This is a genomic window from Massilia sp. NBRC 108631 (assembly GCF_059704565.1).
On the sequence record NZ_BAAKJE010000208.1, the window covers coordinates 1 to 22,297 of the forward strand.

Genomic DNA, 22,297 nt, shown 5'->3' on the forward strand with positions numbered 1-22,297 from the left:
GGAAGACGTGGCCTACCAGTCCAACACCCAGGAATTCTGGAACGCCTGCTCCGCCATGTGCGACGAGCGCGACTGGCGCATGGGCGGCTCCTTCTTCGACGGCAAGGGCCAGCCTTCCCAGGTCAGTGCCGTGTCGCACGGATCGAGCACCACGCGCTTCAACGGCGTGAACGTCATTAACACCGCCCGCAAGATCGGCTAAGGAGCTAGCGCAAGATGAAATTTTTGACCCAGGAAGAAGCCAAGCGCATCTGCGAGAAGACGATCGCGTTCTCGAAGGCCGATGAATGCGGCGTGAGCCTGCGCGGCGAGCGCGAAGGCAATATCCGCTACGCCAACAACGCCGTCTCCACCGCCGGCCTGGCCGAGGACACGCAACTCAGCGTCACCGTCTCCTTCGGCAAGCGGGTGGGCAGCGCCACCATCAACGAGTTCGACGACAAGTCGCTGGAAAAAGCCGTGCGCCGCGCCGAGGACGTTGCGCGCCTGGCGCCGGAGAACCCGGAGTTCCTGCCCAACGTGACCGCGCAGCAGTACAAGGCCACGCCGACGTGGAGCAGGAACACCGCCGCCATCGATCCCGAGTACCGCGCCGAAGTGGCGTTCCGCAGCATCGAGGCCGCGCGCAAGGCCAGGCTGAAAGCGGCCGGCTTCTTCGACGACACCACCTCCTTCCAGGCGCACGCCAACTCGAACGGCGTGTTCGGCTACCAGGAGCTGACCAGCCTCGGTTTCACCGTCACCACCCGCACCGAGGACGGACGCGGCTCCGGCTGGGCCAAGCGCTACGCCAACGACGCCGGCAAGTTCGACGCACGCGAGGCCTCGGCCATCGCCATCGAAAAGGCGGTGCGCTCGGCGGACGCCAAGGCGCTGGAGCCGGGCCGCTACACCGTGATCCTGGAGCCGGACGCCACCTCGGACATGCTCAACTTCATGTTCGGCGCCTTCGACGCGCGCAACGCGGACGAGGGCCGCAGCTTCCTGTCGAGGAAGGGCGGCGGCAACCGCGTGGGCGAGAAGCTGTACGACGAACAGGTGAACGTGTGGGCCGATCCGTGGAATCCGGACGTGCCGGTGCTGCCTTGGGACAGCGCGTCCATGCTGGCGCGCGAACGAGCGGACATCATCAAGAACGGCGTGGTGGCCGGCATGGACTACACCCGCTACTGGGCGCAGAAGCAGGGCAAGCGCGCCATCGGCCGCCACGGCAACATCATCATGTCCGGCGGCAGCAAAAGCACCGAGGAGCTGATCGCCAGCACCAAGAAGGGCGTGCTCGTGACCCGGACCTGGTACATCCGCATGGTCGACCCGCAATCGCAACTGCTCACCGGCCTCACGCGTGACGGCACCTTCTACATCGAGAACGGCAAGATCAAGCATCCGATCAAGAACTTCCGCTTCAATGAAAGTCCGGTCGCCATGCTGAACAACATCGAGGAACTGGGCAAGCCCGTGGTCGTGGGCGGCACCAACGCCAACTTCCAGATGCTGCTGCCCGCGATGAAGGTGCGCGACTTTAACTTCACGTCCTTGTCCGATGCCGTCTGAGCGCGCGGCGGGTTATGCGCAGCCCTAACCCGCCGCGCACAGCAAGGGACTAACGCACATGGCCTCCTACGATTTCTACTTCACCCGCCTGACTTACGAGTCGGGCGACTGGGATGTGGACGTGCGCATGCCGAGCAACGTGCTCAACTCGCTGGTCGAATACACGACCCTGCGCGTCGATCCCGTCGAGCGCATCGTGGCGCTGTCCGATCCGAAGATGCTCGAAGCGCCTTTCTGCTACCTGGCAGGCCACAAGCTGGTGCAGTTTACGCCCGCCGAGCGCAAGCACTTCGAGCGCTATGTGAAGGGCGGCGGCTTCGTGTTCGTGGACGACTGCAATCACGATATCGACGGCTTGTTTGCCAAGTCCTTCGAGGCCGAGCTGGCCAGGATGTTCGGCCCCAAGGCCTTGCACAAGATCCCGAACAGCCACCCTGTGTATTCGAGCTTCTTCAAGTTCGACGGCCCGCCCAACACCAGCGTGGAGCTGAACGGCTGGGGCGACGACCTGGTGCACGACTACCTGAAGGCGATCGAGTTCGGCGGCCGCGTGCGGGTCTTGTACAGCAACAAGGATTACGGCTGCGAGTGGGACTACGACTTTCGCAACAAGCGCTGGCTGGTGGTCGACAACACGCGCTTTGCAGTCAACATTATTCAGTACGCATTGGGAGCTTGAACGTGTCTGTGCAGTGGAATGAAAATGAAATCGGCGCGCTGAGCGCCAAGGTGGCCGCGCTCAAGGCCAGCATGTCGAAAGTGATCATCGGCCAGCAGGACGTCATCGATGCGCTGGTGATCTGCCTGCTGGGCGGCGGCCACGCGCTGGTGGAAGGCGTGCCGGGACTGGGCAAGACGCTGCTGGTGAAATCGCTGGCGCAGGCCACCGAGATGGAATTCCGCCGTGTGCAATTCACACCCGACCTGATGCCGTCCGACATCGTCGGCACCGAGATCCTGGAAGAAGAACACGCCACCGGCAAGCGCGAATTCCGCTTCCAGCAGGGCCCGGTTTTCACGCAGGTGCTGCTGGCCGACGAGATCAACCGCGCGCCGCCGAAGACGCAGTCCGCGCTGCTGGAGGCGATGCAGGAGCGCGCCGTCACCTTCGCCGGGCAGACGCACAAGCTGCCCAAGCCCTTCTTCGTGCTGGCCACGCAGAACCCGATCGAACAGGCGGGCACTTATCCGCTGCCGGAAGCGCAGCTGGACCGCTTCCTGCTGCGCATCGACGTCGGCTATCCGAGCGAGGCGGAGGAAGTGGCCATGGTGTCGGCCACCACGCACGCCGGCCTGGCCGACGCGCAGCCGGTGATGGACGTGGCGACCCTGCTGCGCCTGCAGCAGCTGGTGCGCGACATCGAGATCGGCGAGCACCTGCTGCTGTACGCGACGCGCCTGGTGCGCGCCACGCGGCCGAAGGAGAGTGCGGTGGCGGCGGTGCGCAAGCACGTGGGCTGGGGCGCCGGTCCGCGCGCCGGCCAGGCGCTGGTGCTGGCCTCCAAGGCGCGCGCGCTGATGCACAACCGCCTGGCCGTCACGCGCGAAGACATTGCCGCCATGCTGCTGCCGGTATTGGCGCACCGCGTGCTGCGCAACTTCGAGGCAGAGGCGGACGGCGTCGCCATCGCCGACATCCTGGCCGCACTGCGCAACGATATCCGCCCTGACTAAGCTGGACTTCCGATGCTGGATACAGCCGCGCTGCTGGCGCATACCAACGACCTTGAGCTCATCATCCGCCACGTGCTGGCGGGGCTGGGTCACGGCATCCACGCCGGCCGCGAACGCGGCGCCGGCGTGGAGTTCTCCGAGTACCGCGCGTACGCGCCGGGCGACGAGTGGCGCCGCGTCGACTGGAAGCTGCTGGCGCGCGCGGACCGCTACTACGTGCGTGAAGCGGAGCGCGACAGCCACGTCGCCACCTGGCTGTGGCTGGACGCCACCGCGTCCATGGCGGAGCCCAGCCGGCAAGTGCCGAAGGTCGACAAGCTGCGATTCGCCGGCACCGTGCTGGCCTGCATCGCCGCCGTCGCGCAGCGGCAGGGCGACGCGTTCGGGCTGGTGGTCTGCACCGATGGCAAGACCGAATTCACGCCCGCCTCGCGCGGTCCGCGCCAGTTGCAGCGCGTGCTGGCGCAGCTAGCCAAGGCCAGGCCGCAGGGCGCGATGCCGGATGCAGCCACGCTCCAATCCAGCCTGCATTTCGCGCGCGCGCCCAGCCTCGTCTTTGCCGCCAGCGACTGCCTGGAGTGGCCGTCGCCGCTGTCCGAAGCGCTGCTGCGCCTGCGCCACATGCAGCACGACGTGCGCCTGCTGGCCGTGCGCACGCAGGCCGAGGTGGACGCCAGTTTCAATCCCGGCGCCGGCTACCGCGATCCAGAGGGCGGCATCCCTGCCACCGCAGCCCGGCTGCATCTGCTGGACGAGACGGGGCGTGCGGCCTACCGCGCCGCGCTGACGGCGCACTTCGCCGCCGTCGGCGGCACATGCCGCCAGCACGACATTCCATACTACGAAGCGCGCATCGAACAGCCGCTGGCGGCGGTGCTGCGCGGCTGGCTGCAGCTGGCGTCCCCGCGCGCGAGGGCACGATGATCGCCGGCGCCCAGACCCTGTGGTGGCTCGCCTTGCCGGTGCTGTTGCTGCCCATCTGGTGGCATAGGCAAAAGCGCCAGCGCGTCAAATCCGAGCCGCTGGCCACGGCCCGTTTCCTGCCCGCCGCGCCGCCGCAGACCGCACGCATCTGGCGTTGGGAAGACCTGGTGCTGCTGGCTTTGCGCTGCCTGCTGCTGGCCGCCCTGATCGCCTGGCTCGCCGCCACCGCCATGCCGTGGCGCGGCGACACGGTCTTCGTTGCACCCGCGCTGGCCACCGGCACCGGCAGGCCCGCGCACGCCGCGTGGATCGAACAGCAGGTCGCCGCAGCCGGACTGGGCGCCGCGCCGCGCATGCCCTTGCCGGAGAACGCTCTGCAGTGGCTGCAAGCCCACGAACACGAATGGCGTCCCGCTGCGCGCATACTCGTCCTGGCCGATTCCATCCCCATGCCTGCCCAGCTTCCATCGCTGGCCCACGCCGCCGACATCCGCCTCCTTCCGGCCGCCAGCGCTACTGCCGCCACTGCGCGCGCCGAGTATCGCATTGCCGTATCCGCGCCGCCGGAGCGCATGGCCGCCTGGCGCGCCGCGTTCGCCGCGTTTTCTGCGGCTGGCGCGGGCCGCTACCTCATCGAAGACAAGCCCGTCGCCGCAACCAAGCTGATCGTCTGGGACTCTCCGGCCGCACCGCCGGCCGGCTGGCACGCTCCGCTCTGGTGGCTGCCGGCATCCGCTCCGTTCGCCGCGTTCGGCGTCAAGGAGCCGGCAGGCACGCCATTGACCATCAATGGCCTGTCCCTCCAGATCGCCGACAGCCCGCGCGGCCGCCTGTGGCGTTCCAGCGCCATGCCGCCGCAAACCGCCGACACCGCCCGCGCACTGTACGAAACCTGGCAGTCCCTGGCGCGCCCGGCGCAGCCATATCCCATGCCCGCCATGCAACTCGCGCCGCGCCGCAGTTCCCCGCTGGCCATGCCCGGCACGCCGCCCGCCGCATGGCTCGCGTACGTGCTGCTTGCCCTGTTTGCCCTCGAACGCCTGATGACCCATGTCCGCCGACGCTGACTTTCGCTCCGCCGTCCAGCGCCGCTTGTGGCGCGCCATCCTGCTGCGCCGCGCACCGCTGTGGGCCGGCGCGCTGCTGCCCCTGTCGCTCCTGTTGGCACGGACCGCATTGAGCGCACCTGGTGCACCGCAATCGGGCCCCGCTGCCCTGGCGCCCCTGGTCTTGCTGTGCGCCTGGCTGATCTGGCTCGTTGCCGACCTGCTTGCCCTGCGCCGCCGCGTTGCCGCCGAATGGCCGCGCTGGCTGGACGCCGCCGTGCCCGCGCTGGAAGACAGCAGCGCGCTGCTCGCCACCGAACCGGCCACGCCCGTCGCCCGCCTGCAGCGCCAGCGCCTGCAGGCACGCCTGCTCGACGTATTGCGCGATGACGACTACCGCGCCATTGCCCGCGTCCGCGTCCGTCATGCGCTGCTGCCCATTGCCGCGAGCGTGCTGTGCGCCGCATCGGCCTACGCCTGGCAGGCCACCCAGGCCGGCCCCGCCCACGCCAACGGCAAGGCTGCCGCCGGCAAAGCCGGGCCGCGCGCCCCCGGCGACATCGTGCTGCGCGTCACGCCACCGGGCTACACCAAAGCCGCTCCCTTCGAGTCCGGCGCCGGCGATATCCAGGTTCCCCAGCACAGCCAGGTGCGCTGGTGCTACAAGCGCGGCGGCGAAATGCCCGCCACCATCGAACTGAGCGACGGCCAGACGCTCAGCCTGACGCAGGACTGTGCCGGCTGGACCGCCACCGAGTCCCTGTTCTGGCGTGTGCGCGGCGGCAGCCGCCACAACATCCGCGTCACCATCGACCAGGCCCCGCAAGCCAGCATCGTCGCGCCGTCGGAAGCCATCCAGGTATTGCCCGCCGACGCCAGGTCGGTCCAGCTCTCGGTGGCCGCGCGCGACGACTACGGCATCGTGCGTGCCAGCCTGCACCTGACGCTGGCGCGCGGCAGCGGCGAGAACATCCGCTTCAGCGACCGCGAGATGCCGCTGCCGCAATCGGCCGACCCGCGCACGCGCAACTGGCAGAAGAACTGGTCCCTCGCCGAGCTGGGCATGGAACCCGGCGACGAGCTGTATTTCTTCCTTCGCGCGACCGACAACGCGCCCCAGCCGCACACCGTGCAAACCCCGACTTACACGCTGCGCCTGCCCGGACCGCAGTCGGAAAGCCTGGACTCCTCCGCGCTGCCGACCATGGTCAAGCCCGAAAGCCTGCGCAGCCAGCGCCAGATCATCATCGACACCGAGCAACTGCTGGCCGACGCGCCCAAGCTGCACCGCGCCACGCTGCGCGAGCGCAGCGAAGCCATCGCCGGGGACCAGTCGCGCCTGCGGCTGCGCTACGGCCAGTTCCTGGGGGAAGAATCCACGCTGTTCGGCGACGATGAACATGGGCACGGCGACAAGCACGGCGACGGGCATGGCGATGAGGACAAGCACGAAGGCGCTTCCGCGCAGCGCCCCGGCGCCTTCAAGGACGGCGGCATGGCGAGCATCGTCGCCGAGTTCGGGCACAAGCACGACGAAACCGACAACGCCACCATTTTCGACCCCAAGACCAAGGAAGTGCTGCGCCGCGCACTGAAAGCCATGTGGGACGCGGAAAAGCAGCTGCGTGCCGTCGCGCCCCAAGCCGCGCTGGCGCCGGAATACAGGGCGCTGGACGCCATCAAGGAACTGCAGCAGGCCGAACGGGTCTACCTGCACCGCACCGCCTTCGTGCCGCCGGCGATCAAGGAAGAAAAACGCCTGACCGGCGACGTGGTCGGGGCGCAAAGCACGAGGCGCGCGCAAGGCGCGGCCGGCGACAAGGTGCCGCAGGAAGTGCGCGGGCTGGTCCAGGCGCTGGCCTCCGGCGGCGCGCTGCCGGCCCTGTGGAGCAAGCGTGCCCGCGAGATCATCGCCGCGCACATCGGCGGCGATGAGCAGAAACTGGCGGCGCAGCGTGCCGTGCAGGACGTGGCGGACGGCTGCACGGACTGCCGTGCCGTGCTGCGCGCCTACCTGCGCGCCACACTCACCGAACCGGCCGTCGTGCTGCAGGCGCAGCCGCAATCCGACAGCAAATTCCGCCAGGCCTGGCGCGGCAAGGAGCAGCCATGACGGCAGGGCTGGAATTGTTCGGTGCAGTGTTCAGCGCGGGTGCGGCCGGCGCTGGTGTGCTGCTGGCAGGGCTGCTGAGCGCCGCGCTGTACGTGCGCCAGCGCCAGTCCCTGAACGCTGCGCTGGCGGTGCTGGCCGCCTTGTCGCTGGCCGCTATGCTGGCCTCGCCCACGCAGCCGGCGGCCGGCGCCGGCGAAATCGCCATCGCGACAGACCAGCAGCCAGGCGATGCCTTGTCGCGCGCGCTGCTCGCCGTGCCGCAGGCCGGATCGATCGCGCTGACAGGGGATGGCCTGCGGACCGCGCAGTGGGACGACTTGCCCGCCCGTCCACTGCGCTGGACTCGGCCGCAGGGCGACTTGCTGCGCCTCGAGTTTCCCCGGACGCTGGCGCTTGGCCGCAGCTTCGCCTTGTCGGCGCAACACAGCGCCGCCCAGCCTGGCTGGCGCTTGCAACTGCTTGCCGAGAACGGCCAGGTCCTTGCCGAATCCGGCCAGCCAGGCGCACCGCTCTCGCTCTCCTGGCAACCGCCGCTGGCCGAGACGCTGCTGCTGCAAGCCCGCCTGCTGGACGCCGCCGGCCAGACCGTCGCGCAGGGGCCGGTACCGCTGGAGGTGACCCCACCGGTGCCGCTGCAAATCATCGGCCGCTTCGGCGCACCCTCGTTTGACACGCGCGCCCTGAACCAGCTTCTGACCGATAGCAACGCCGTCCTTGACTGGCAAACCACGCTGGGCAAAGGCTTGAGCCGGACCGAGTCTGCCCGCGCGCCACTGGCCGAACCGGGCGCGCGCATTGTCGACGGCGCCTGGTTCGAGTCCCTGCCTGCTCCGGCGCGCGCGGCGCTGCTGGCGCAAACCGGCCAGGGGGTGCCGCTGATTGTCCTGGGCGGCAGCGCGAGCGACGCCGCCGTCTGGCAGCGCGAGCTGGCCCTGCGGCTGGCGCCGCAGCCCGCCACCACCGAAAAGGAAGATACCCGCCAGTTCAAGCTGAACGGCGAGCTGCTCGCCATGCCACCTGCCCCGCTCAACCCTGGGGAGCAGCCGGGAAGCGCATGGTCGGCCGCAGCCACCGACGGCAGCGGCCGCCCATGGCTCTGGCAGCGCGCCTGGAAACAGGGACGCGTCAGCTGGGTGGGCGTGTCGGACTGGCACCGCTACGGCATCTCCTCGCCCTTGGCACTCGGCCAGTGGTGGCAAGTGCTGCTCGACAAAGGGGCCGCCGGCGCCGTGCAAAAGATCCGCTGGCAGCTGCCGGACCCCATGCCGGTGGCGGGCCTGCGCACCGAGGTCTGCGCACAGGGCGCCGAGGCCGGCGCGGCGCTGCATATCGATGGCCAGGCGGCCACGGCCTGGCAGGCACGCAGCAGCCAGGCTGAAAGCGTATGCGCCGCCTTCTGGCCGCAGCAGCCCGGCTGGCTGACGCTGCGCAGCGGCGAATCGCAGCACCGCATCTACATCCATGGCGCAGGCGACTGGCCGCTATGGCAGCGTGCCTTGCGCCAGGACGCCACCGCGCGCTACGCCGCGCGCTCCCCGGAACCGGCCGGCGCAGGCAGCGTGCGTGCGCCGCTGCCGTCCTGGCCGTTCGCGCTCGTTTGCGCCGCCAGCATGCTGCTGCTCTGGCGCCGCGAACGCCGCTGAGACCGGCCTGGCGCGGAATGTCATTCCGCGCCGTGCTGCCACTGCTGGACATAGGCCGGCGCCGCGCCCGCACCTTCGGCGGGGATGGGCGCGGCGCGCACGCGCTGCAGGGGCAGCACGCCGGTCCAGGTGTCGATCGACATGTCCTCGGCATCGTCTTGCGGGCCGCCCGAGCGCACCTTGCACGCCGCTTCTTCCAGCGAAATGCGCATCACCGTGGTGGCGGCGTATTCCTTGTCGCTGCCGCCGCGCACCTGCGCCTGGCGTCCGGGCAGCAGCTGTTCCATGAACGCTTCCATGGTGCGTCGCTTGGCGTCGCCTTCCACCGCTTCAAACTGTCCGTACACCATCGCCGAACGGTAGTTCATCGAGTGGTTAAAGGCCGAACGCGCCATCACCAGGCCATCCACGTGCGTGATGGTGACGCAGGCTTCGCTTTCAGCCAGGCGCTTGAGCATGCGGCTGCCGTTCGAGCCGTGGATGTACAGGTGGCCGCCTTCGCGCCAGCATGCGGTCGGGATGCAGTGCGGCGCGCTGCCGTCGTTGCTGCCGTCGCTGAAGGCGATATGGCAGACGTAGGCGTCGTCGATGATGGCGTACAGCGTGGCGGTGTCGTAGGCGGCGTTGTCTGCAACGCGGCGTACGCGGGTGCGTGGGGTAGGGTGTGTTTTCATGTGCTGCAATATAATCAACATCTGGCCCTGAAAAAAGGTCCAGCACGATGGAATATTTTGGAGCCACGATGGACTACGCCTTGCTTGTATCCTCCTTCACTCGGCAGCACGCGCAGCGCGGCTGGCCGCGCCAGCGCATGCTGCACGAATGCCTGCGCGCGGCGATCCGCGACGGCACGCTGGCGGCCGGCACGCGTCTGGTCGCCACGCGCACGCTGGCGGCCGAACTGGGCATGGCGCGCAACACCGTGCTGTATGCATACGAACAGCTGGTGTGCGAGGGCTACGCGGTGAGCGACCGCAGCGGCACCAGGGTTGCGCCGGCCGCCGCCGTGGCCATGGGCGCCGCATCGGCCTTGGTGCGCGCGGTTTCTGCGGCGACGGCCACGGCCGCAGGCACGCCTTTCCCCGGCCTGTCGCGCCGCGCGTTGAATCTGCGCGAGGTGGCCGGGCCGGCCCACCAGATGGGCGCGTTTGTGCCGGGCGTGCCGGCGCTGGATGCCTTCCCCGTTGCGCACTGGCGCCGCCTGCTGGACAAGGCCTGGCGCGGCCTGAATCCGGCCCAGCTGAACTACGGCGACCCGGCCGGCGAGCCGGCGCTGCGCAGCGCCATCGCCGACCATCTGCGCGCCTCGCGCGGCGTACTGTGCGACGCCAGCCAGGTTTTCATCACCGACGGCACGCAGAGCAGCCTGGACCTGTGCGCGCGCGCCTGCGCCGACGAGGGCGACACCGTGTGGATCGAGCATCCCGGCTACCTGGGCGCGCTGGCCGCGTTCCGTGGCGCGGGCCTGAAGGTGGTGGGAATCGACGTGGACCAGGACGGCATCGCCCCCGCGCGGCAGGACTGGCGCCGCCGTCCGCCGCGCCTGGTCTACACCACGCCCTCGCACCAGTATCCCCTGGGGGGCGTGCTGACGCTGGAGCGCAGGCTGGCGCTGATCGCCGACGCGCGCGCGGCGGGCGCGCTCGTCATCGAGGACGACTACGACAGCGAGTTCCGCCACGACGGCCCGCCGCTGTCGGCCATGCAGGGCCTGGCGCCGGATGCGCCGGTGCTCTACCTCGGCACCTTCAGCAAGACCATGTTTCCCGCGCTGCGCATCGGCTTCCTGGTGGTGTCGCGGGCGCTGGCCGAACCGCTGGCCGAGATGCGCGCGCAGTCCGCCGCGCGCGGCCGCGTGGCCGAGCAGCTGGCGCTGGCGGAGTTCCTGCGCAGCGGCCAGTTCGCGCTGCACCTGCGCCGCATGCGCCGCCTGTACCGCCAGCGGCGCGATGTGCTGGTGGCGTCGCTGCAGCGGCACCTGGGTTCGATCGCGGAGGTGCATGGCGCGTCCGCCGGCATGCACCTGGCGCTGCGCTTTACCGGCGCCACGCTGGACGCCGCCGCCATCGGCGCGCGCCTGCAGCGGGAGGGTATCGTGGCGCACACGCTGGGCATGCACGCCACCGCCGAACGCGGCCAGGCCTGGAGCGGCCTGATGCTGGGCTATGCGCAGATTCCTGCGGAGCTGATCGACGGCTTCGTACGGCGGCTGGCGGCGGTGATCCACCTGGCCGCCTATGAGGCACGGCCCGCGCTTAGCGCGTCAGGCGGTTCTCGAGGTTGAAGGCGGTACCGCTGGCGCCGGAGGTGGTCAACGTCCACAATTCGCCGTTGCGCAGCAGCAGCGCGCCGGTGCCGGTGCCGGTGATGGGCTCGAACTGCGCTTCGGCCGAACCTTCGCTGAACGCAAAGGTCCACACCGTCTTGCCGTTGACGATGCGCGATGTGACGCCGGTGCCGCTCACGATGGCGGTCTGGCCGGCGGCCACGGTGCCGCCCACGTCCACGTCCGCCGTCACGGTTTCCCCGCCGGCCAGCTTCACGCTGGCGTTCTTCACCGTGCTGGTGAAGTTGAGCGTGATGACGGGACCGGAATAGGTGGCGGTGGCGATGATGACGCCGGTGCAGCCGATATTGGCGTAGAAATCGGTTTTCAGGTTGAGCTGCAGCGAGTTGCCGTTGTTGGCGGAGACCATGCTGGTCGTCTCGCGGCTGTGGGCCTCGCACGGGGCGATCCAGGCGCCTTCGTATTTTTTCAGCGGGCCGGCGCTGGGTGTGGGATCGGGGAGGGGAGTGCTGCCGGAGCCGGCGATGCCGCCACCGCCGCCGCAAGCGGTCAGCACGGTTGCGAGGGCGAGGCAGGCTGGAATGCGGTACATGGTGAATCCTGAAGCGAGTTGGGTAAGGCGGCATTGTACCGGCTGCACATGGCGCGAAGTCTCACCAATGTACACAGGGGTACGAATGCCGCCTTGTCAGGCGCTCGCCGGCCGAATCAGAACACCGTGTCGAACTTCACGTACATCGAGCGGCCGTTCACGCCGAACGGGCAGGTCTCCCAGCAGTACTTGAAGCCCAGTTTCGGGAAGTCGCCGCCGTTGGTCCACTCGGACGGATAGGTGTCGAACAGGTTGTTCACGCCGACCGACACGCTGGTCTTCTTGCTGAAGTTGTAGCGGCCGCTCGCGTCCACGATCCACTTCGCGTCCCAGGTCTGCAGCGGGCTGAAACCTTCGCCCTGCACTTCGCCGTAGTAGTTGGCGCGGGTGTTCACGTTCCACTGGCCGAGGGTGTAGTCGGCCGCCACCACGTGGTGCTTGCGCGGCTGGCCGCGTTCGATCAGGCGCACCTGCGCCTGGTTGAACAGCTGCTCGCCGCTCAGCAGGTTGGAAGGCGAATGGCGCTTGGTCACCTCGGTCTTGTTAAAGCCCAGCTGGCCGGACAGCACCAGGGTGGAAGCGTCGAAGCGGGTGGTGTGGTCGGCCACGATGTCCAGGCCGCGGGTCTGGGTGTCGACCGCGTTGGTGAAGAACTGCGCCTGGCCCACTTTCAGCGGGTTGAGCACGTTGGCGATCGGGCCGCCGCCGGCTTCAGGCGAGATCTCGCTCGAGAACACGATGCGGTCCTTGATCTTGATCTGGTACACGTCCGCCGTCAGCGACATGTTCTTGGCCGGACGCAGCACCATGCCGAAGGAGGCGTTGCGCGAGGTTTCTTCCTTCAGCGGCTTGATGCCCAGCGCGGTGGTGACGGCGCTGCCTTCACGCGCGGTCAGGGTCTCGGTCAGCTGGCCGGCCGAGTTCAGGTTGGTCGACACGGAGCTGTAGAACTTCTGCTGCACGCCCGGCGCGCGGAAGCCGGACGACACGCTGCCGCGCAGGCCGAATTCCTTGCTCGGGTCCCAGCGGGCGCTGAACTTGCCGGTGGTGGTGTTGCCGAAGTCCGAGTATTTCTCGTAGCGCACCGCGCCGGCCAGCAGCAGTTCCTTGAACGGGCGGTATTCGGCGTCCAGGAACAGTGCGATGTTGTGGCGGCCTTCGTCCACGGCGGTGGCCGGGGTGTAGCCGGGGAAGCCCTGGGTGCCGGATGCCGCCACACCGCCGGTCTGGTCCTTGATGACGATGGCCGGGTTGTTGGTGCGGCCGTACTGGTAGGACACCGGATCGCCGGCGACGATCTGGTAGTTGTCCTGGCGGTACTCGAAGCCGGTGGCCAGGAAGATCTCTTCGCCGCCCAGCTTGACCGGGCCCTTGACGTCGGCGTTGAAGGTGGTCTGGTTGAATTTCAGCTTGCCCGTGTCGGCTTCGAACGGCGACTCGGCGTAGATGCCGCCGCCCGGTTTCGGCTCGTACCAGTAGGAGATGTTGATGGTCTGCTTCTCGTGGAAGTCCAGCTCGCTCATGCCGTGGTTGATGCTGACGTCGGCCTTCCAGTCGTTGGCCAGGTCGCGGCGGTAGCCGAAGGCGAACGAGCCGTCCTTGACGGTGGTGCGGATGTTGGGCAGGAATCCTTCCGGATAGACCGAGGTCACGTTGCGGCCGTCGCCCTTGGAGCGGAAGAAGCCGGACGAATCGCCCTTGCGCTTGGAGAAGCCGCCGAAGGCGTAGAACTCGCTCGACTTGTCGATCGGCAGCGCCGCGTTCCACCATGCGTAGGCATCCTTGGCGTCGCTGTCGCCGATGCGCTGGGTCACGCGCGGCGGATTGACGCGCAGCGAATCGACGCCGGCGCGGTTGGTTTCCTCGCGCTTGCGCGCTTCCACCGACAGGTTGATGAAGCCGCCGTTTTCGCCCAGCGCCCAGCCGCGGTTCACGCTGCCGGACATCATGTCGCCGTCGCCTTCCTTGGTGGTGCCCAGCTGGCCGCTGACCGCGGTCTCGTTGACGTTCGACTTCAGCACGATGTTGATCACGCCGGCGATCGCGTCCGAACCGTACTGGGCGGCGGCGCCGTCACGCAGCACTTCGATGTGGTGGATGGCCGACAGCGGAATGGCGTTGATGTCGGTACCGGCCGAGCCGCGTCCGATGGTCTGCTGCACATTCACCAGCGCCTGCTGGTGGCGGCGCTTGCCGTTCACCAGGACCAGCAGCTGGTCCGGGCCCAGCGAGCGCAGGGTGGCCGGACGAATAATGTCGGTGCCATCGCTGATGAAGGTGGTCGAGAAGTTGAACGACGGGTCCAGCGTCTGCAGCAGCTTGCCCAGTTCCAGCGGACCGGCCGACTGCATGTCTTTCATGTTGATCAGGCCGACCGGCGACGAGGTGTCCAGCGCGGTCTTGGCGGTCGAACGCGAACCCAGCACGACCACGGTCTGCTCTTCGCCGGCGGCGGGAGCGGCGGCGGTCTGGGCGTAGGCTTGGGAGGCGGCCAGCAGGACGGCGCTGGCAAGAAGGGTGCGTTTGAAGCGGATAGGCGAAGCCTGGCGTGCTGCTGTCTTCATGTAAGGTCCATTCTCTCTCGTTATTAGTGGGCGCGGTAGCCTGGTAAGCCCCGGCGGTGCGAAAATACTAACGCGCACGATTGAGTGGACCAAGAGTTAATGCATTGTTTCGGTGCATTTCCGATGCAGCTGTTGTAAAAACGAATAATCTTTATTGATTTACGTGATTTCTAAGAAGAAATATCGTAAGGTTGTCCCCTGGGCGCTCTTTATGCCATTTTATTGCTGATCCAGCATCCAGCCCTTCAAGCCGTCCACCCACCCCTTGGCCCGCAAATTGAGCCGGTTCTTGATGGCCCCCGCACGCTCGTACAGCACGCTGAAGTCGATCTGCGGCGCCTGCTTGAACGCGATGACGACGATGTTGGCGTCGTGTACCTCGGGCAGCCACACCACGGCGTCGAACACCAGCTCCATGGCCTGCAGATTCTTGTCGTAGTTGCTGAACTCGCCGAACACATTGGTGGTCATGATGCCGTTCTCGCCCAGGCAATCGAAGCAGGCCTGGTAGAACTCCGGCGTATCGAGCACCGGGCCGCGCGCGTCCTGGTCGTACAGGTCCACCTGCAGGATGTCGACGCTGCCGTGGTTGGCCGGGTCCATGACGAAATCAAGCGCGTTCATTTCCACCACGTTCAGGCGGCTGTCGTTGGGCGGCAGCCCGAACAGTGCCCGGCAGATGGCGATCACGTTGGGGTTGAGCTCCACGGCCGTCACCCTGGCGTCCGGGAAGCGCTGGTAGCAGAACTTGGTCAGCGCCGCGCTGCCCAGGCCCAGCTGCACGATGTGGCGCGGCTTGTCGTGGAACAGCATCCACATCATCATCATCTGCACGTATTCCAGCTCGATGGCGTCCGGCCTGGCGAGGCGCATGGCGCCCTGCACCCAGGAGGTGCCCAGGTGCAGCGAGCGCACGCCCTGGAATTCGGTGATGGTGGCCGGCGGATGGCCGGGCTGGTCGTAGCGGGCGGAAGTGGGCAGCGAAGTCATGCCGCCATTTTAGCCGCACGCTGCCGCGAGGGGGAGGATCAGCGTGACAGCCAGGCCGCCGCCGTCGCGGTTGGCCAGCGTGATGCGCCCGCCGTGCGCCTCGGCGATCTCGCGCGCCAGCGCCAGGCCCAGGCCGGTGCCGCTGCGCTTGGTGGAGTAGAACGGCACCAGCGCATTGGCCAGCACCGCGTCGCTCATGCCGGGGCCGCGGTCCTGCACCTCGATGCGCACCATGCCTTGCACGCGCCGCACGGCCAGGCTGACGCCGTCCGCCGCGGAGCCCGATTCATGGGCGTTCTTCAGCAGGTTCAGCAGCGCCTGCTCCATCTGCGCGCCGTCGAAGCAGGCCGCCTCCTGCGGCGGCTCGCCGGCCAGCGTGAAGTCCGCCTGGTCCTTGAGCTGGGCGATAAAAGCGGGCCACCGATGCTCCTCCAGGCGCGGCGTGGGCAGCTTGGCGAAGCGGGCGTAGCCGAGGATAAACGTTTCCAGGTGGCGCGTGCGCTCTTCGATGGTGGCCAGGATCTGCGGCAGGCGCTCGGTCTGGCCGCGCCGCACCAGCTCGGCGCCGGAGTGGGCCAGCGAGGTCAGCGGCGCCAGCGAGTTGTTCAGCTCGTGGCTGATGACGCGGATTACTTTTTTCCAGGTCTGCACTTCCTGCCGGCGCAGTTCCAGCGTGAGCTGGCGCAGCAGCAGCAGTTCGTGCTTGCGGCCGTTCAGGTTGAAGCTGCGGCGCGCCAGGTGGTAGACCTCCTCATCCTCCGCCTCGCCGGTGGTAAACAGGCCGTCGCCGCCGCGCGCCATGGCGTCCACCAGCGCCGGCGAGGCGTGCGCGAGGATGGCGTCCAGCCGGTGGCCTTCCAGGCGGCGGCCCTGGTGCAGCAGCTGCCGCGCGGCGATGTTGGCGTACACGATGGGGCCGCCGTCGCTCACCAGCAGCATGGCCACCGGCGTGTTCTGCACCATGGTGTCGAGCAGCAGTTCGCGCTGCACCAGGCCCAGGCGCTGTTCGCGCAGCACCTGGCCCAGTTCGTTGTGCGCGCCCACCAGGTCGCTCAGCTCGTCGTTCTGCGGCCAGTGCAGGCTGAACGAGAAATCGCCATCCTTGTAGCTGGTGACGGTGCCGGTCAGGGCGCGGAACAGCGACAGCATGTGCTCCAGCTGGGCGCGGATGGTGATGACGGCGATCGGTATCACCGCCAGCAGGCAGATGCCGACCACCAGCGTGGGCTGGTCGGGCAGCAGGCGCGTGAGCGCGAGGGCGATCAGGATGCCCAGGGTGAGCAGGGTGCCCACCAGCGCGGACCAGCGCGTCAGCAGGGAGAGGCGGATGCCGAGGTCGCGCCGGCCGCTCATGGCGCAGCCTTCGGGCGGGCGGGCATCATGCGCGGGCGATGCCGAGCCGCTCCATGCGGCGGTACAGCGCCTGGCGCGACAGGCCCAGCTCGGCCGCCGCTTGCGCCACCACGCCGTGCGCGCGCTGCAGCGCCTGGGCGATGGCGTCGCGGTCCGGTTCGGCATCGGCGGCGGCCGAGGCCAGTGCCGACGGCGCCAGCGCGGCGGCGGGCAGGCCCAGGTCCGCTGCCGTGATGACGTCGCCGCCGGCCAGCAGGCAGGCGCGCTGCATCACGTTCTTCAGCTCGCGCACATTGCCCGGCCAGGGATGCGCCTGCAGCACCGCCTGGGCGCGCGCGTCCAGCGTCTTGCGGCCGCCCAGGAAGTGCAGGGCCAGCGGCAGGATGTCGGCCGGGCGGCCCGCCAGCGGCGGCAGGTTCAGCTCGATCACATTGAGGCGGTAAAACAGGTCTTCGCGGAAGGTGCCGGCCCGTATCATGGCCTGCAGGTCGGCATTGGTGGCGCTGATGACGCGCACCCGCACCTGCCGTTCGCGGTTCGAGCCGAGCCGTTCGAAGCGCCCGGTCTCCAGCACGCGCAGCAGCTTCATCTGCCCGGCCAGCGGCAAGTTGCCGATCTCGTCGAGGAACAGGGTGCCGCCGTCGGCCGCTTCGAATTTGCCCTCGCGCGCCTTGGAGGCGCCGGTGTAGGCGCCGGCGTCGGCGCCGAACAGCTCGGCCTCGATCAGCTCGGCCGGCAGGGCGCCGCAGTTGAGCACCACGAAGGGCCCTTCACGCACCGCCGAGTTGGCCTGGATGATTTCCGCGATGCGTTCCTTGCCGGTGCCGTTCGGGCCGCTGATCAGCACCGGCACGTCGGACCTGGCGACCTGGCAGGCCAGGTGGATCACGCGTTCGGTGGCCGGATCCTGCCACACCATGCCGCGCAGTTCGTGCTTTTCCAGGTCGCGCCGCTGGCGCAGCTCGCTCTGCATGCGCTGCGACAGCGCGCGGTTGGCCTGCCCCAGTTCGATCAAATTGGTGACGGTGGCGATCAGGCGGTTGTCGTCCCACGGCTTGGCCAAATAGTCGGCCGCGCCGGCCTTGATCAGGTCCACCGCCGCGTCCAGGTGGGTCCAGGCGGTCAGCAGGATCACCGGCAGGTCCGGATGGCGCTTGCGGATGGCGCGGAACAGCGCCACCCCTTCCTCGCCGGAGGTGGTGTCGGCCGTGAAATTCATGTCCTGGATCACCAGGTCGATGCCGGCGCTGCGCTGTTCCAGCAGGGCCAGTCCCGCTTCGGGGGAGGCGGCGCGCAGCGCGTCGATGTCGTGCAGCGAAAACAGGACTTCGAGCGCGACGGCGATGGCGGCGTTGTCGTCGATTATCAGTACGGTAGGCATCCCGCCAGCATACCGCAATTCAAAGCGCTTGAAACCCTCTGTGCTCAAGCTGTCCCTGCCGGCCGGCGCTAGCCGTGCGCGCCTTTGAGCGCGGCGGCGATGATCCCGCGCGCGCCCTGCAGCACCTGGGCCGACAGCTCCGGCCTGGCCTTGACGGTGGCGCGCGCGATCGACACGGCGCCCACCATGCACGCCACCACGCCCATGGCGCTGCGCAAGGCGTCCGCGCCGGGATTGGCGGCGGCGATGCGGCGCTCGAAGGCCCGCACCAGCACCATGTAGCCCTCGCTGAACGCGGCGCTGGCCGCCGTGTCCTGGCGGCCGATCTCGCTGGCGGCGGCGGCCATGGCGCAGTGCTCGGCGTAGTCCTCGCCGTCGTTGACCGTCAGGTAGCCGGCCAGGAACTTGTCCAGGTCCGGCTCGCCATTGAAGGTGCCGGTCAGCAATTTGGCGTTGCTTTGTTCCAGGCTCCACGCCAGCGCCTCGGCGGCCAGCGCTTCCTTGGACGGGAAGTGCGCATACAGCGCCCCATGCGTCAGGCCGGCGGCGCGGCTGATTTCCGCGACGCCCACGCCGTCGATTCCCTTCTGGCGAAACAGGCGGCTGGCCGCCTGCAGCAGCGCGGCGCGGTTTTCTTCGGCTTTTTCCTTCGAGATTTTCATGACGGCGCTCCTTGGCCGTCATTTTTGCATATTTTGGTTGTAGTCGCAATTAAAGTGTGCGCAGCGTCAGCGGCGCTGAGCAATCCACTAGAAATTCTCCTTGACTTTAATAATTGCGGTCACTACTATTAATTAATTGATTGCGACCGCAATCTTAAAAACTCCCTGGAGCTCATATCATGCACATCAAAAATTCCGTTGCTTTCGTTACCGGCGCCAACCGTGGACTCGGCCTGGCCTTCGCCCAGGAACTGGTGGCGCGCGGCGCCAGCAAGGTCTATGCAGGCGTGCGCAATCCGGAAGGCGTCGATATTCCCGGCGTGACCGCGATCCGTCTCGATGTGAGCGACCCGGCCTCGGTGGCAGCGGCGGTGGCCCAGGCGGGCGACGTGACGCTGGTGGTCAACAATGCCGGCATTGCCCGCGTGCTGCCGTCGATGCTGGCGCCGGGACTGGTGGACATGGCGCGCGAGATCTTCGAGACCAACTACTACGGTGTGATGCACGTCAGCCTGGCTTTCGCGCCGGTGCTGAAAGCCAACGGCGGCGGCGCCATCGTCAACGTGCTGTCGGATGCGGCGTGGATCGCCAGCCCGTTGCTGTCGGCCTATTCGGCATCCAAGTCGGCGGCGTGGAGCTTCACCAATTCGCTGCGGCGCGAGCTTGAAGCGCAGGGCACGAGCGTGCAGGGCTTGCACGTGGGCTTTATCGATACCGACCTGACGCAGGGTTTCGACGTGCCGAAAGTGCAGCCGTCGGAAGTGGCGCGCCAGTCGCTGGACGGCGTGGAGGCGGGCAAGAAGGAAGTGCTGGCCGACCAGGGCACGCGTGCCCTCAAGGCCGGCTTGTCCGACGAGCACGCGCCCTACCTGGCTCCTGCGGCGTCGGCGTAAGGCGGGTTGGCGGGCACGCCGAGCGGCGCAGCCGCGCAACCCTGCATGCTCAGGCGCTGCGGGTGGCCATGGCCGGCGAGATGGACGCGGCGCGCCAGGCCGGCCCGTACACCGCGACGATGCCCAGCGCCCAGAACACGCCGGCGCCGGCCAGCATGTAGCCGGCCGGCAGGCGCGCCATTTCCAGCTTGCTCACCAGCAGCTGGTTCAGGCCCAGTGCCAGCAGCACGCCTGCCGTTACGCCCACGCTGGTGATGAGGATGTTCTCGGTGATGAAGTAGCGCAGGATGTCGATCCGCCGCGCACCCAGCGCGCGCCGCACGCCGATCTGCTTGCGGCGCTGCGTCACCCACAGGCTGGCCATGCCGACGATGCCGCTGGCGGTGATCAGCAACAGCAGGCCGCTGACCGTGATCAGCATCCACGCCAGGCCGACGTCGGAGCGGTAGCGGTCCTTGCGGTCGTCTTCGAGCGTCTTCGATTTGACCACCAGCTGGTTGTTGCTGGCCTTGCGCAACGCTTCCTCGGCTTCCTTCATCACGCGGTCGCGCTGGCCCGGTTCGGCGCGCACCGTGTACATCGAGTAGTTGTCGCCGGTCAGGCGCACCGGCACGATGGTGCTGATCTCGCCGGTGACATCGACCTGTCCGCCGGGCGACTGCAGCCGCTCGACCACGCCCACCACGCGCACCGGCCGGCCTTCCGGGCCGATGCCCATGTAGAAGGTCTTGCCGACGTAGCTGGTGGCGTCCGGCCAGGCTTTCTGGCCCAGCGCCTTGGTGATGATGATGAGGCTGGGCTGCTCCTTGCTGGTGTTCTGGTCGATCTCCATCACGTCGGCGGCGTTGAAGTCGCGTCCCTCGATCAGCTTCAGGCCCCAGGTCTTCACCAGCGAATCGGGCGAGATGTAGTAGGAAGTATTGGCGGTTTCCTTGTCCTGCTTCTGGCTCACCACGAAGCTGTTGTAGCTGCCCGAGCGCGACAGCGGCACCTGGCTCACGTCAGCCACCGACAGCACGCCCGGCACCGCGCGCAGCGTGGCAGCCTGCGCTTTCTGTATCGCCAGCTGCTCTTCGTGGCCGCTCTCGCGCAGGCTGCGCGCCTGCAGGTGGAAGATGTCGTTCTCGGCCACCACGCCGGTGGGGCGCGCCGCCACCGCCTGGCGGATGTTTACGATGTGCAGCGCGTTGGCCAGGATGGCCAGGCTGAGCGCAACCTGCACCGCCACCAGGATCGGGCCGGTCTTGTTGCGCATCAGCGCGGAGAGGATGGGACGGATTTCCATGTCATTGTCCTGGTTGGGTTCTCATTGCGATTTCAGTTGCAGCGCCGGCGTCACCTGGCAGGCGCGCCAGGTCGGCAGCAGGCCGGCCAGCACGGCCGAGGCCACCGCCATCAGGAAGGTCGAGCCCATCATGATCCAGTCCATGTGCGCCACCACGGTGAGCTGCTTGGACTGCATGGCGAGCAGGGCCAGCGCGCCGAAGGCCAGCAGCAGGCCCAGGATGCCGCCGGCCAGGCCGACCACCGTGGTCTCGATCAGGAACTGGCTGAAGATCTCCTTGCGCGAGGCGCCCAGCGCGCGGCGGATGCCCACCTCCGGCGCGCGCACCGAGAACTTGGCCAGCAGCAGGCCGATGGTATTTACCAGGCACAGCACCAGGAAGCCGAACGCCAGCCAGGCCGACAGCTTGTTGTCGTTGCCCACCACCTTCAGGAATTCCAGCCACTCGCCCACGTTGTACAGATGGGTGGGCGCGTTGCGCTTCAGGCGGCCCAGCTTGTGCTGCTCGGCGGCGTAGGCGTCCAGCCAGTTCTGCAGGGCCGGGCGGTCGGCGGCCGAGTGCATTTCGATCCAGCCCTGGATCCACGTGCATTCGGACTTGAGCAGGGCGTCGAAGCCGGGGTCGCGGTAGGCGCTGCAGCTCATGCTGCCGTTGTGGCCGTACTGGTGGCGGATGGCGGTGGCGAACGGGATGTAGAACTCGTCCTCGCTGCCGAAGGCGCCGGGGCCGCCGATGATGCGCACGTAGCGCGGCACCGGGTTCCAGGTGTCGTACACGCCGGTGACCTGGTATTCAAAGCCCATCAGCGTGACGCGCTGGCCCACCGGGTCGGCGTCGCCGTACAGCTTTTCGGACAGCTTGCGGCTCAGCACCACCACGTCCGCGCCGGCCGCGTCGTGCGCTTCGCTCCAGGCCTGGCCGTACAGGAAAGGCACCTCGAACATGGCGAAGAAGTCGCGCGTGGGCGCCAGGCCGCTGGCGTTGAACACGTTCAGATCCTTGCGCGCCGGCTCGATGGGACCGGCCACGCCGTACATCACGGTGCGGCGGTCGCCCTGCTTGCTGGCGGCGATGTTGGCCGCGTCGATATAGGACAGCTGGCGGTCGTTCGGCTTGTCGCCCGGGGTGTAGCCCTGCAGCGGGCCATTGTCCAGCAGGGGAACGAACAGGCGCTCGCTCTTGGACGGGATCGGGTCGCCGGACATCACGTGCAGGATGGTCAGCGTGGCGATGCTGGCGGCCACGCCCACGGCCAGCGTGAGCACCATCAGCGCGGTCAGCGCCGGGTTGCGCCGCAGGCTGCGTATGCCGAGCAGGAAGTAGTAGGAAAACATG

Annotated in this window: 18 protein-coding genes and 1 pseudogene; 10 read left to right on the forward strand and 9 right to left on the reverse strand. The window is 68.1% G+C overall.

The annotated features are described in order from the left end of the window. The 8 genes and pseudogenes from AC6H42_RS22320 to AC6H42_RS22355 form a co-directional block, all read left to right on the forward strand. Positions 1-202 (forward strand): annotated as a pseudogene (locus tag AC6H42_RS22320) (TldD/PmbA family protein); the annotation flags it as partial. A 14-nt stretch (positions 203-216) separates the two neighbouring features. Continuing rightward, entirely contained in the window at positions 217-1,554 is a 1,338-nt protein-coding gene (locus tag AC6H42_RS22325) for a TldD/PmbA family protein (RefSeq protein WP_497548978.1), read from the forward strand. A gap of 58 nt (positions 1,555-1,612) precedes the next feature. Continuing rightward, entirely contained in the window at positions 1,613-2,233 is a 621-nt protein-coding gene (locus tag AC6H42_RS22330) for a DUF4159 domain-containing protein (protein WP_057155357.1), read from the forward strand. Between the two features lie 2 nt (positions 2,234-2,235). Next, a complete protein-coding gene (locus AC6H42_RS22335) occupies positions 2,236-3,228 on the forward strand; it encodes an AAA family ATPase (RefSeq protein WP_373888175.1) in 993 nt (330 codons plus the stop codon). Between the two features lie 12 nt (positions 3,229-3,240). Beyond that, positions 3,241-4,152: a DUF58 domain-containing protein gene (locus AC6H42_RS22340; RefSeq protein WP_497548979.1), complete on the forward strand. Its 912-nt coding sequence runs from the start codon at positions 3,241-3,243 to the stop codon at positions 4,150-4,152. After that, positions 4,149-5,219: a BatA domain-containing protein gene (locus tag AC6H42_RS22345; RefSeq protein WP_057155360.1), complete on the forward strand. Its 1,071-nt coding sequence runs from the start codon at positions 4,149-4,151 to the stop codon at positions 5,217-5,219. Before AC6H42_RS22340 ends, AC6H42_RS22345 begins: the two co-directional genes overlap by 4 nt. Next, positions 5,203-7,311, forward strand: a complete 2,109-nt coding sequence (locus AC6H42_RS22350) for a DUF4175 family protein (protein WP_057155361.1) — start codon at positions 5,203-5,205, stop codon at positions 7,309-7,311. Before AC6H42_RS22345 ends, AC6H42_RS22350 begins: the two co-directional genes overlap by 17 nt. Beyond that, entirely contained in the window at positions 7,308-8,954 is a 1,647-nt protein-coding gene (locus tag AC6H42_RS22355) for a hypothetical protein (protein WP_057155362.1), read from the forward strand. Before AC6H42_RS22350 ends, AC6H42_RS22355 begins: the two co-directional genes overlap by 4 nt. 20 nt (positions 8,955-8,974) lie before the next feature. Here AC6H42_RS22355 and AC6H42_RS22360 read toward each other — a convergent pair whose 3' ends face one another. Then, positions 8,975-9,628 (reverse strand): pyridoxamine 5'-phosphate oxidase family protein, encoded by a 654-nt coding sequence (locus tag AC6H42_RS22360; RefSeq protein WP_057155363.1) that lies wholly within the window; start codon positions 9,626-9,628, stop codon positions 8,975-8,977. 68 nt (positions 9,629-9,696) lie between these two features. Between AC6H42_RS22360 and pdxR the strand changes: the two genes are divergently transcribed. Beyond that, complete coding sequence (pdxR, locus tag AC6H42_RS22365) at positions 9,697-11,238, forward strand: MocR-like pyridoxine biosynthesis transcription factor PdxR (protein WP_497548980.1); 1,542 nt, start codon at positions 9,697-9,699, stop codon at positions 11,236-11,238. Here pdxR and AC6H42_RS22370 read toward each other — a convergent pair. The 6 genes from AC6H42_RS22370 to AC6H42_RS22395 form a co-directional block, all read right to left on the reverse strand. Continuing rightward, positions 11,210-11,833, reverse strand: a complete 624-nt coding sequence (locus tag AC6H42_RS22370) for a hypothetical protein (protein WP_497548981.1) — start codon at positions 11,831-11,833, stop codon at positions 11,210-11,212. The two genes, pdxR and AC6H42_RS22370, sit on opposite strands and share 29 nt — an antisense overlap. Before the next feature lie 116 nt (positions 11,834-11,949). Next, a complete protein-coding gene (locus AC6H42_RS22375) occupies positions 11,950-14,397 on the reverse strand; it encodes a TonB-dependent receptor plug domain-containing protein (RefSeq protein ID WP_057155365.1) in 2,448 nt (815 codons plus the stop codon). A 219-nt stretch (positions 14,398-14,616) separates the two neighbouring features. Next, the gene (locus tag AC6H42_RS22380) at positions 14,617-15,387 is read right to left on the reverse strand and encodes a spermine/spermidine synthase domain-containing protein (protein ID WP_057155366.1); all 771 of its coding nucleotides are present in this window, start codon (positions 15,385-15,387) and stop codon (positions 14,617-14,619) included. Positions 15,388-15,396: 9 nt separating this feature from the next. Continuing rightward, complete coding sequence (locus tag AC6H42_RS22385; RefSeq protein ID WP_497548982.1) at positions 15,397-16,740, reverse strand: sensor histidine kinase; 1,344 nt, start codon at positions 16,738-16,740, stop codon at positions 15,397-15,399. A gap of 25 nt (positions 16,741-16,765) precedes the next feature. After that, positions 16,766-18,121: a sigma-54-dependent transcriptional regulator gene (locus tag AC6H42_RS22390; protein WP_057155368.1), complete on the reverse strand. Its 1,356-nt coding sequence runs from the start codon at positions 18,119-18,121 to the stop codon at positions 16,766-16,768. 68 nt (positions 18,122-18,189) lie between these two features. After that, positions 18,190-18,783 carry a TetR/AcrR family transcriptional regulator gene (locus AC6H42_RS22395; RefSeq protein ID WP_057155369.1) on the reverse strand — a complete coding sequence of 198 codons (594 nt, stop codon included), beginning with the start codon at positions 18,781-18,783 and terminating at the stop codon, positions 18,190-18,192. A 179-nt stretch (positions 18,784-18,962) separates the two neighbouring features. Here AC6H42_RS22395 and AC6H42_RS22400 point away from each other — a divergent pair, with 179 nt between their 5' ends. After that, on the forward strand, positions 18,963-19,676 hold the full coding sequence (locus AC6H42_RS22400; protein WP_057155370.1) for an SDR family oxidoreductase: 714 nt from the start codon (positions 18,963-18,965) through the stop codon (positions 19,674-19,676). Positions 19,677-19,725: 49 nt separating this feature from the next. On the opposite strand, the gene AC6H42_RS22405 is transcribed toward AC6H42_RS22400, so the two are convergent. Further along, the gene (locus AC6H42_RS22405; RefSeq protein WP_497548983.1) at positions 19,726-20,961 is read right to left on the reverse strand and encodes an ABC transporter permease; all 1,236 of its coding nucleotides are present in this window, start codon (positions 20,959-20,961) and stop codon (positions 19,726-19,728) included. A gap of 21 nt (positions 20,962-20,982) precedes the next feature. Further along, positions 20,983-22,296 carry an ABC transporter permease gene (locus tag AC6H42_RS22410; protein WP_057155372.1) on the reverse strand — a complete coding sequence of 438 codons (1,314 nt, stop codon included), beginning with the start codon at positions 22,294-22,296 and terminating at the stop codon, positions 20,983-20,985. Between the last annotated feature and the right edge of the window lies 1 nt (position 22,297).

Excerpts from the sequence above, each read along its gene's own strand:
- AC6H42_RS22325 (WP_497548978.1), top strand. The coding sequence starts at position 217 with ATGAAATTTTTGACCCAGGAAGAAGCCAAGCGCATCTGCGAGAAGACG.
- AC6H42_RS22330 (WP_057155357.1), top strand. The coding sequence starts at position 1,613 with ATGGCCTCCTACGATTTCTACTTCACCCGCCTGACTTACGAGTCGGGC.
- AC6H42_RS22340 (WP_497548979.1), top strand. The coding sequence starts at position 3,241 with ATGCTGGATACAGCCGCGCTGCTGGCGCATACCAACGACCTTGAGCTC.
- AC6H42_RS22345 (WP_057155360.1), top strand. The coding sequence starts at position 4,149 with ATGATCGCCGGCGCCCAGACCCTGTGGTGGCTCGCCTTGCCGGTGCTG.
- AC6H42_RS22350 (WP_057155361.1), top strand. The coding sequence starts at position 5,203 with ATGTCCGCCGACGCTGACTTTCGCTCCGCCGTCCAGCGCCGCTTGTGG.
- AC6H42_RS22355 (WP_057155362.1), top strand. The coding sequence starts at position 7,308 with ATGACGGCAGGGCTGGAATTGTTCGGTGCAGTGTTCAGCGCGGGTGCG.
- AC6H42_RS22360 (WP_057155363.1), bottom strand. The coding sequence starts at position 9,628 with ATGAAAACACACCCTACCCCACGCACCCGCGTACGCCGCGTTGCAGAC.
- pdxR (WP_497548980.1), top strand. The coding sequence starts at position 9,697 with ATGGACTACGCCTTGCTTGTATCCTCCTTCACTCGGCAGCACGCGCAG.
- AC6H42_RS22370 (WP_497548981.1), bottom strand. The coding sequence starts at position 11,833 with ATGTACCGCATTCCAGCCTGCCTCGCCCTCGCAACCGTGCTGACCGCT.
- AC6H42_RS22375 (WP_057155365.1), bottom strand. The coding sequence starts at position 14,397 with ATGAAGACAGCAGCACGCCAGGCTTCGCCTATCCGCTTCAAACGCACC.
- AC6H42_RS22380 (WP_057155366.1), bottom strand. The coding sequence starts at position 15,387 with ATGACTTCGCTGCCCACTTCCGCCCGCTACGACCAGCCCGGCCATCCG.
- AC6H42_RS22385 (WP_497548982.1), bottom strand. The coding sequence starts at position 16,740 with ATGAGCGGCCGGCGCGACCTCGGCATCCGCCTCTCCCTGCTGACGCGC.
- AC6H42_RS22390 (WP_057155368.1), bottom strand. The coding sequence starts at position 18,121 with ATGCCTACCGTACTGATAATCGACGACAACGCCGCCATCGCCGTCGCG.
- AC6H42_RS22395 (WP_057155369.1), bottom strand. The coding sequence starts at position 18,783 with ATGAAAATCTCGAAGGAAAAAGCCGAAGAAAACCGCGCCGCGCTGCTG.
- AC6H42_RS22400 (WP_057155370.1), top strand. The coding sequence starts at position 18,963 with ATGCACATCAAAAATTCCGTTGCTTTCGTTACCGGCGCCAACCGTGGA.
- AC6H42_RS22405 (WP_497548983.1), bottom strand. The coding sequence starts at position 20,961 with ATGGAAATCCGTCCCATCCTCTCCGCGCTGATGCGCAACAAGACCGGC.
- AC6H42_RS22410 (WP_057155372.1), bottom strand. The coding sequence starts at position 22,296 with ATGTTTTCCTACTACTTCCTGCTCGGCATACGCAGCCTGCGGCGCAAC.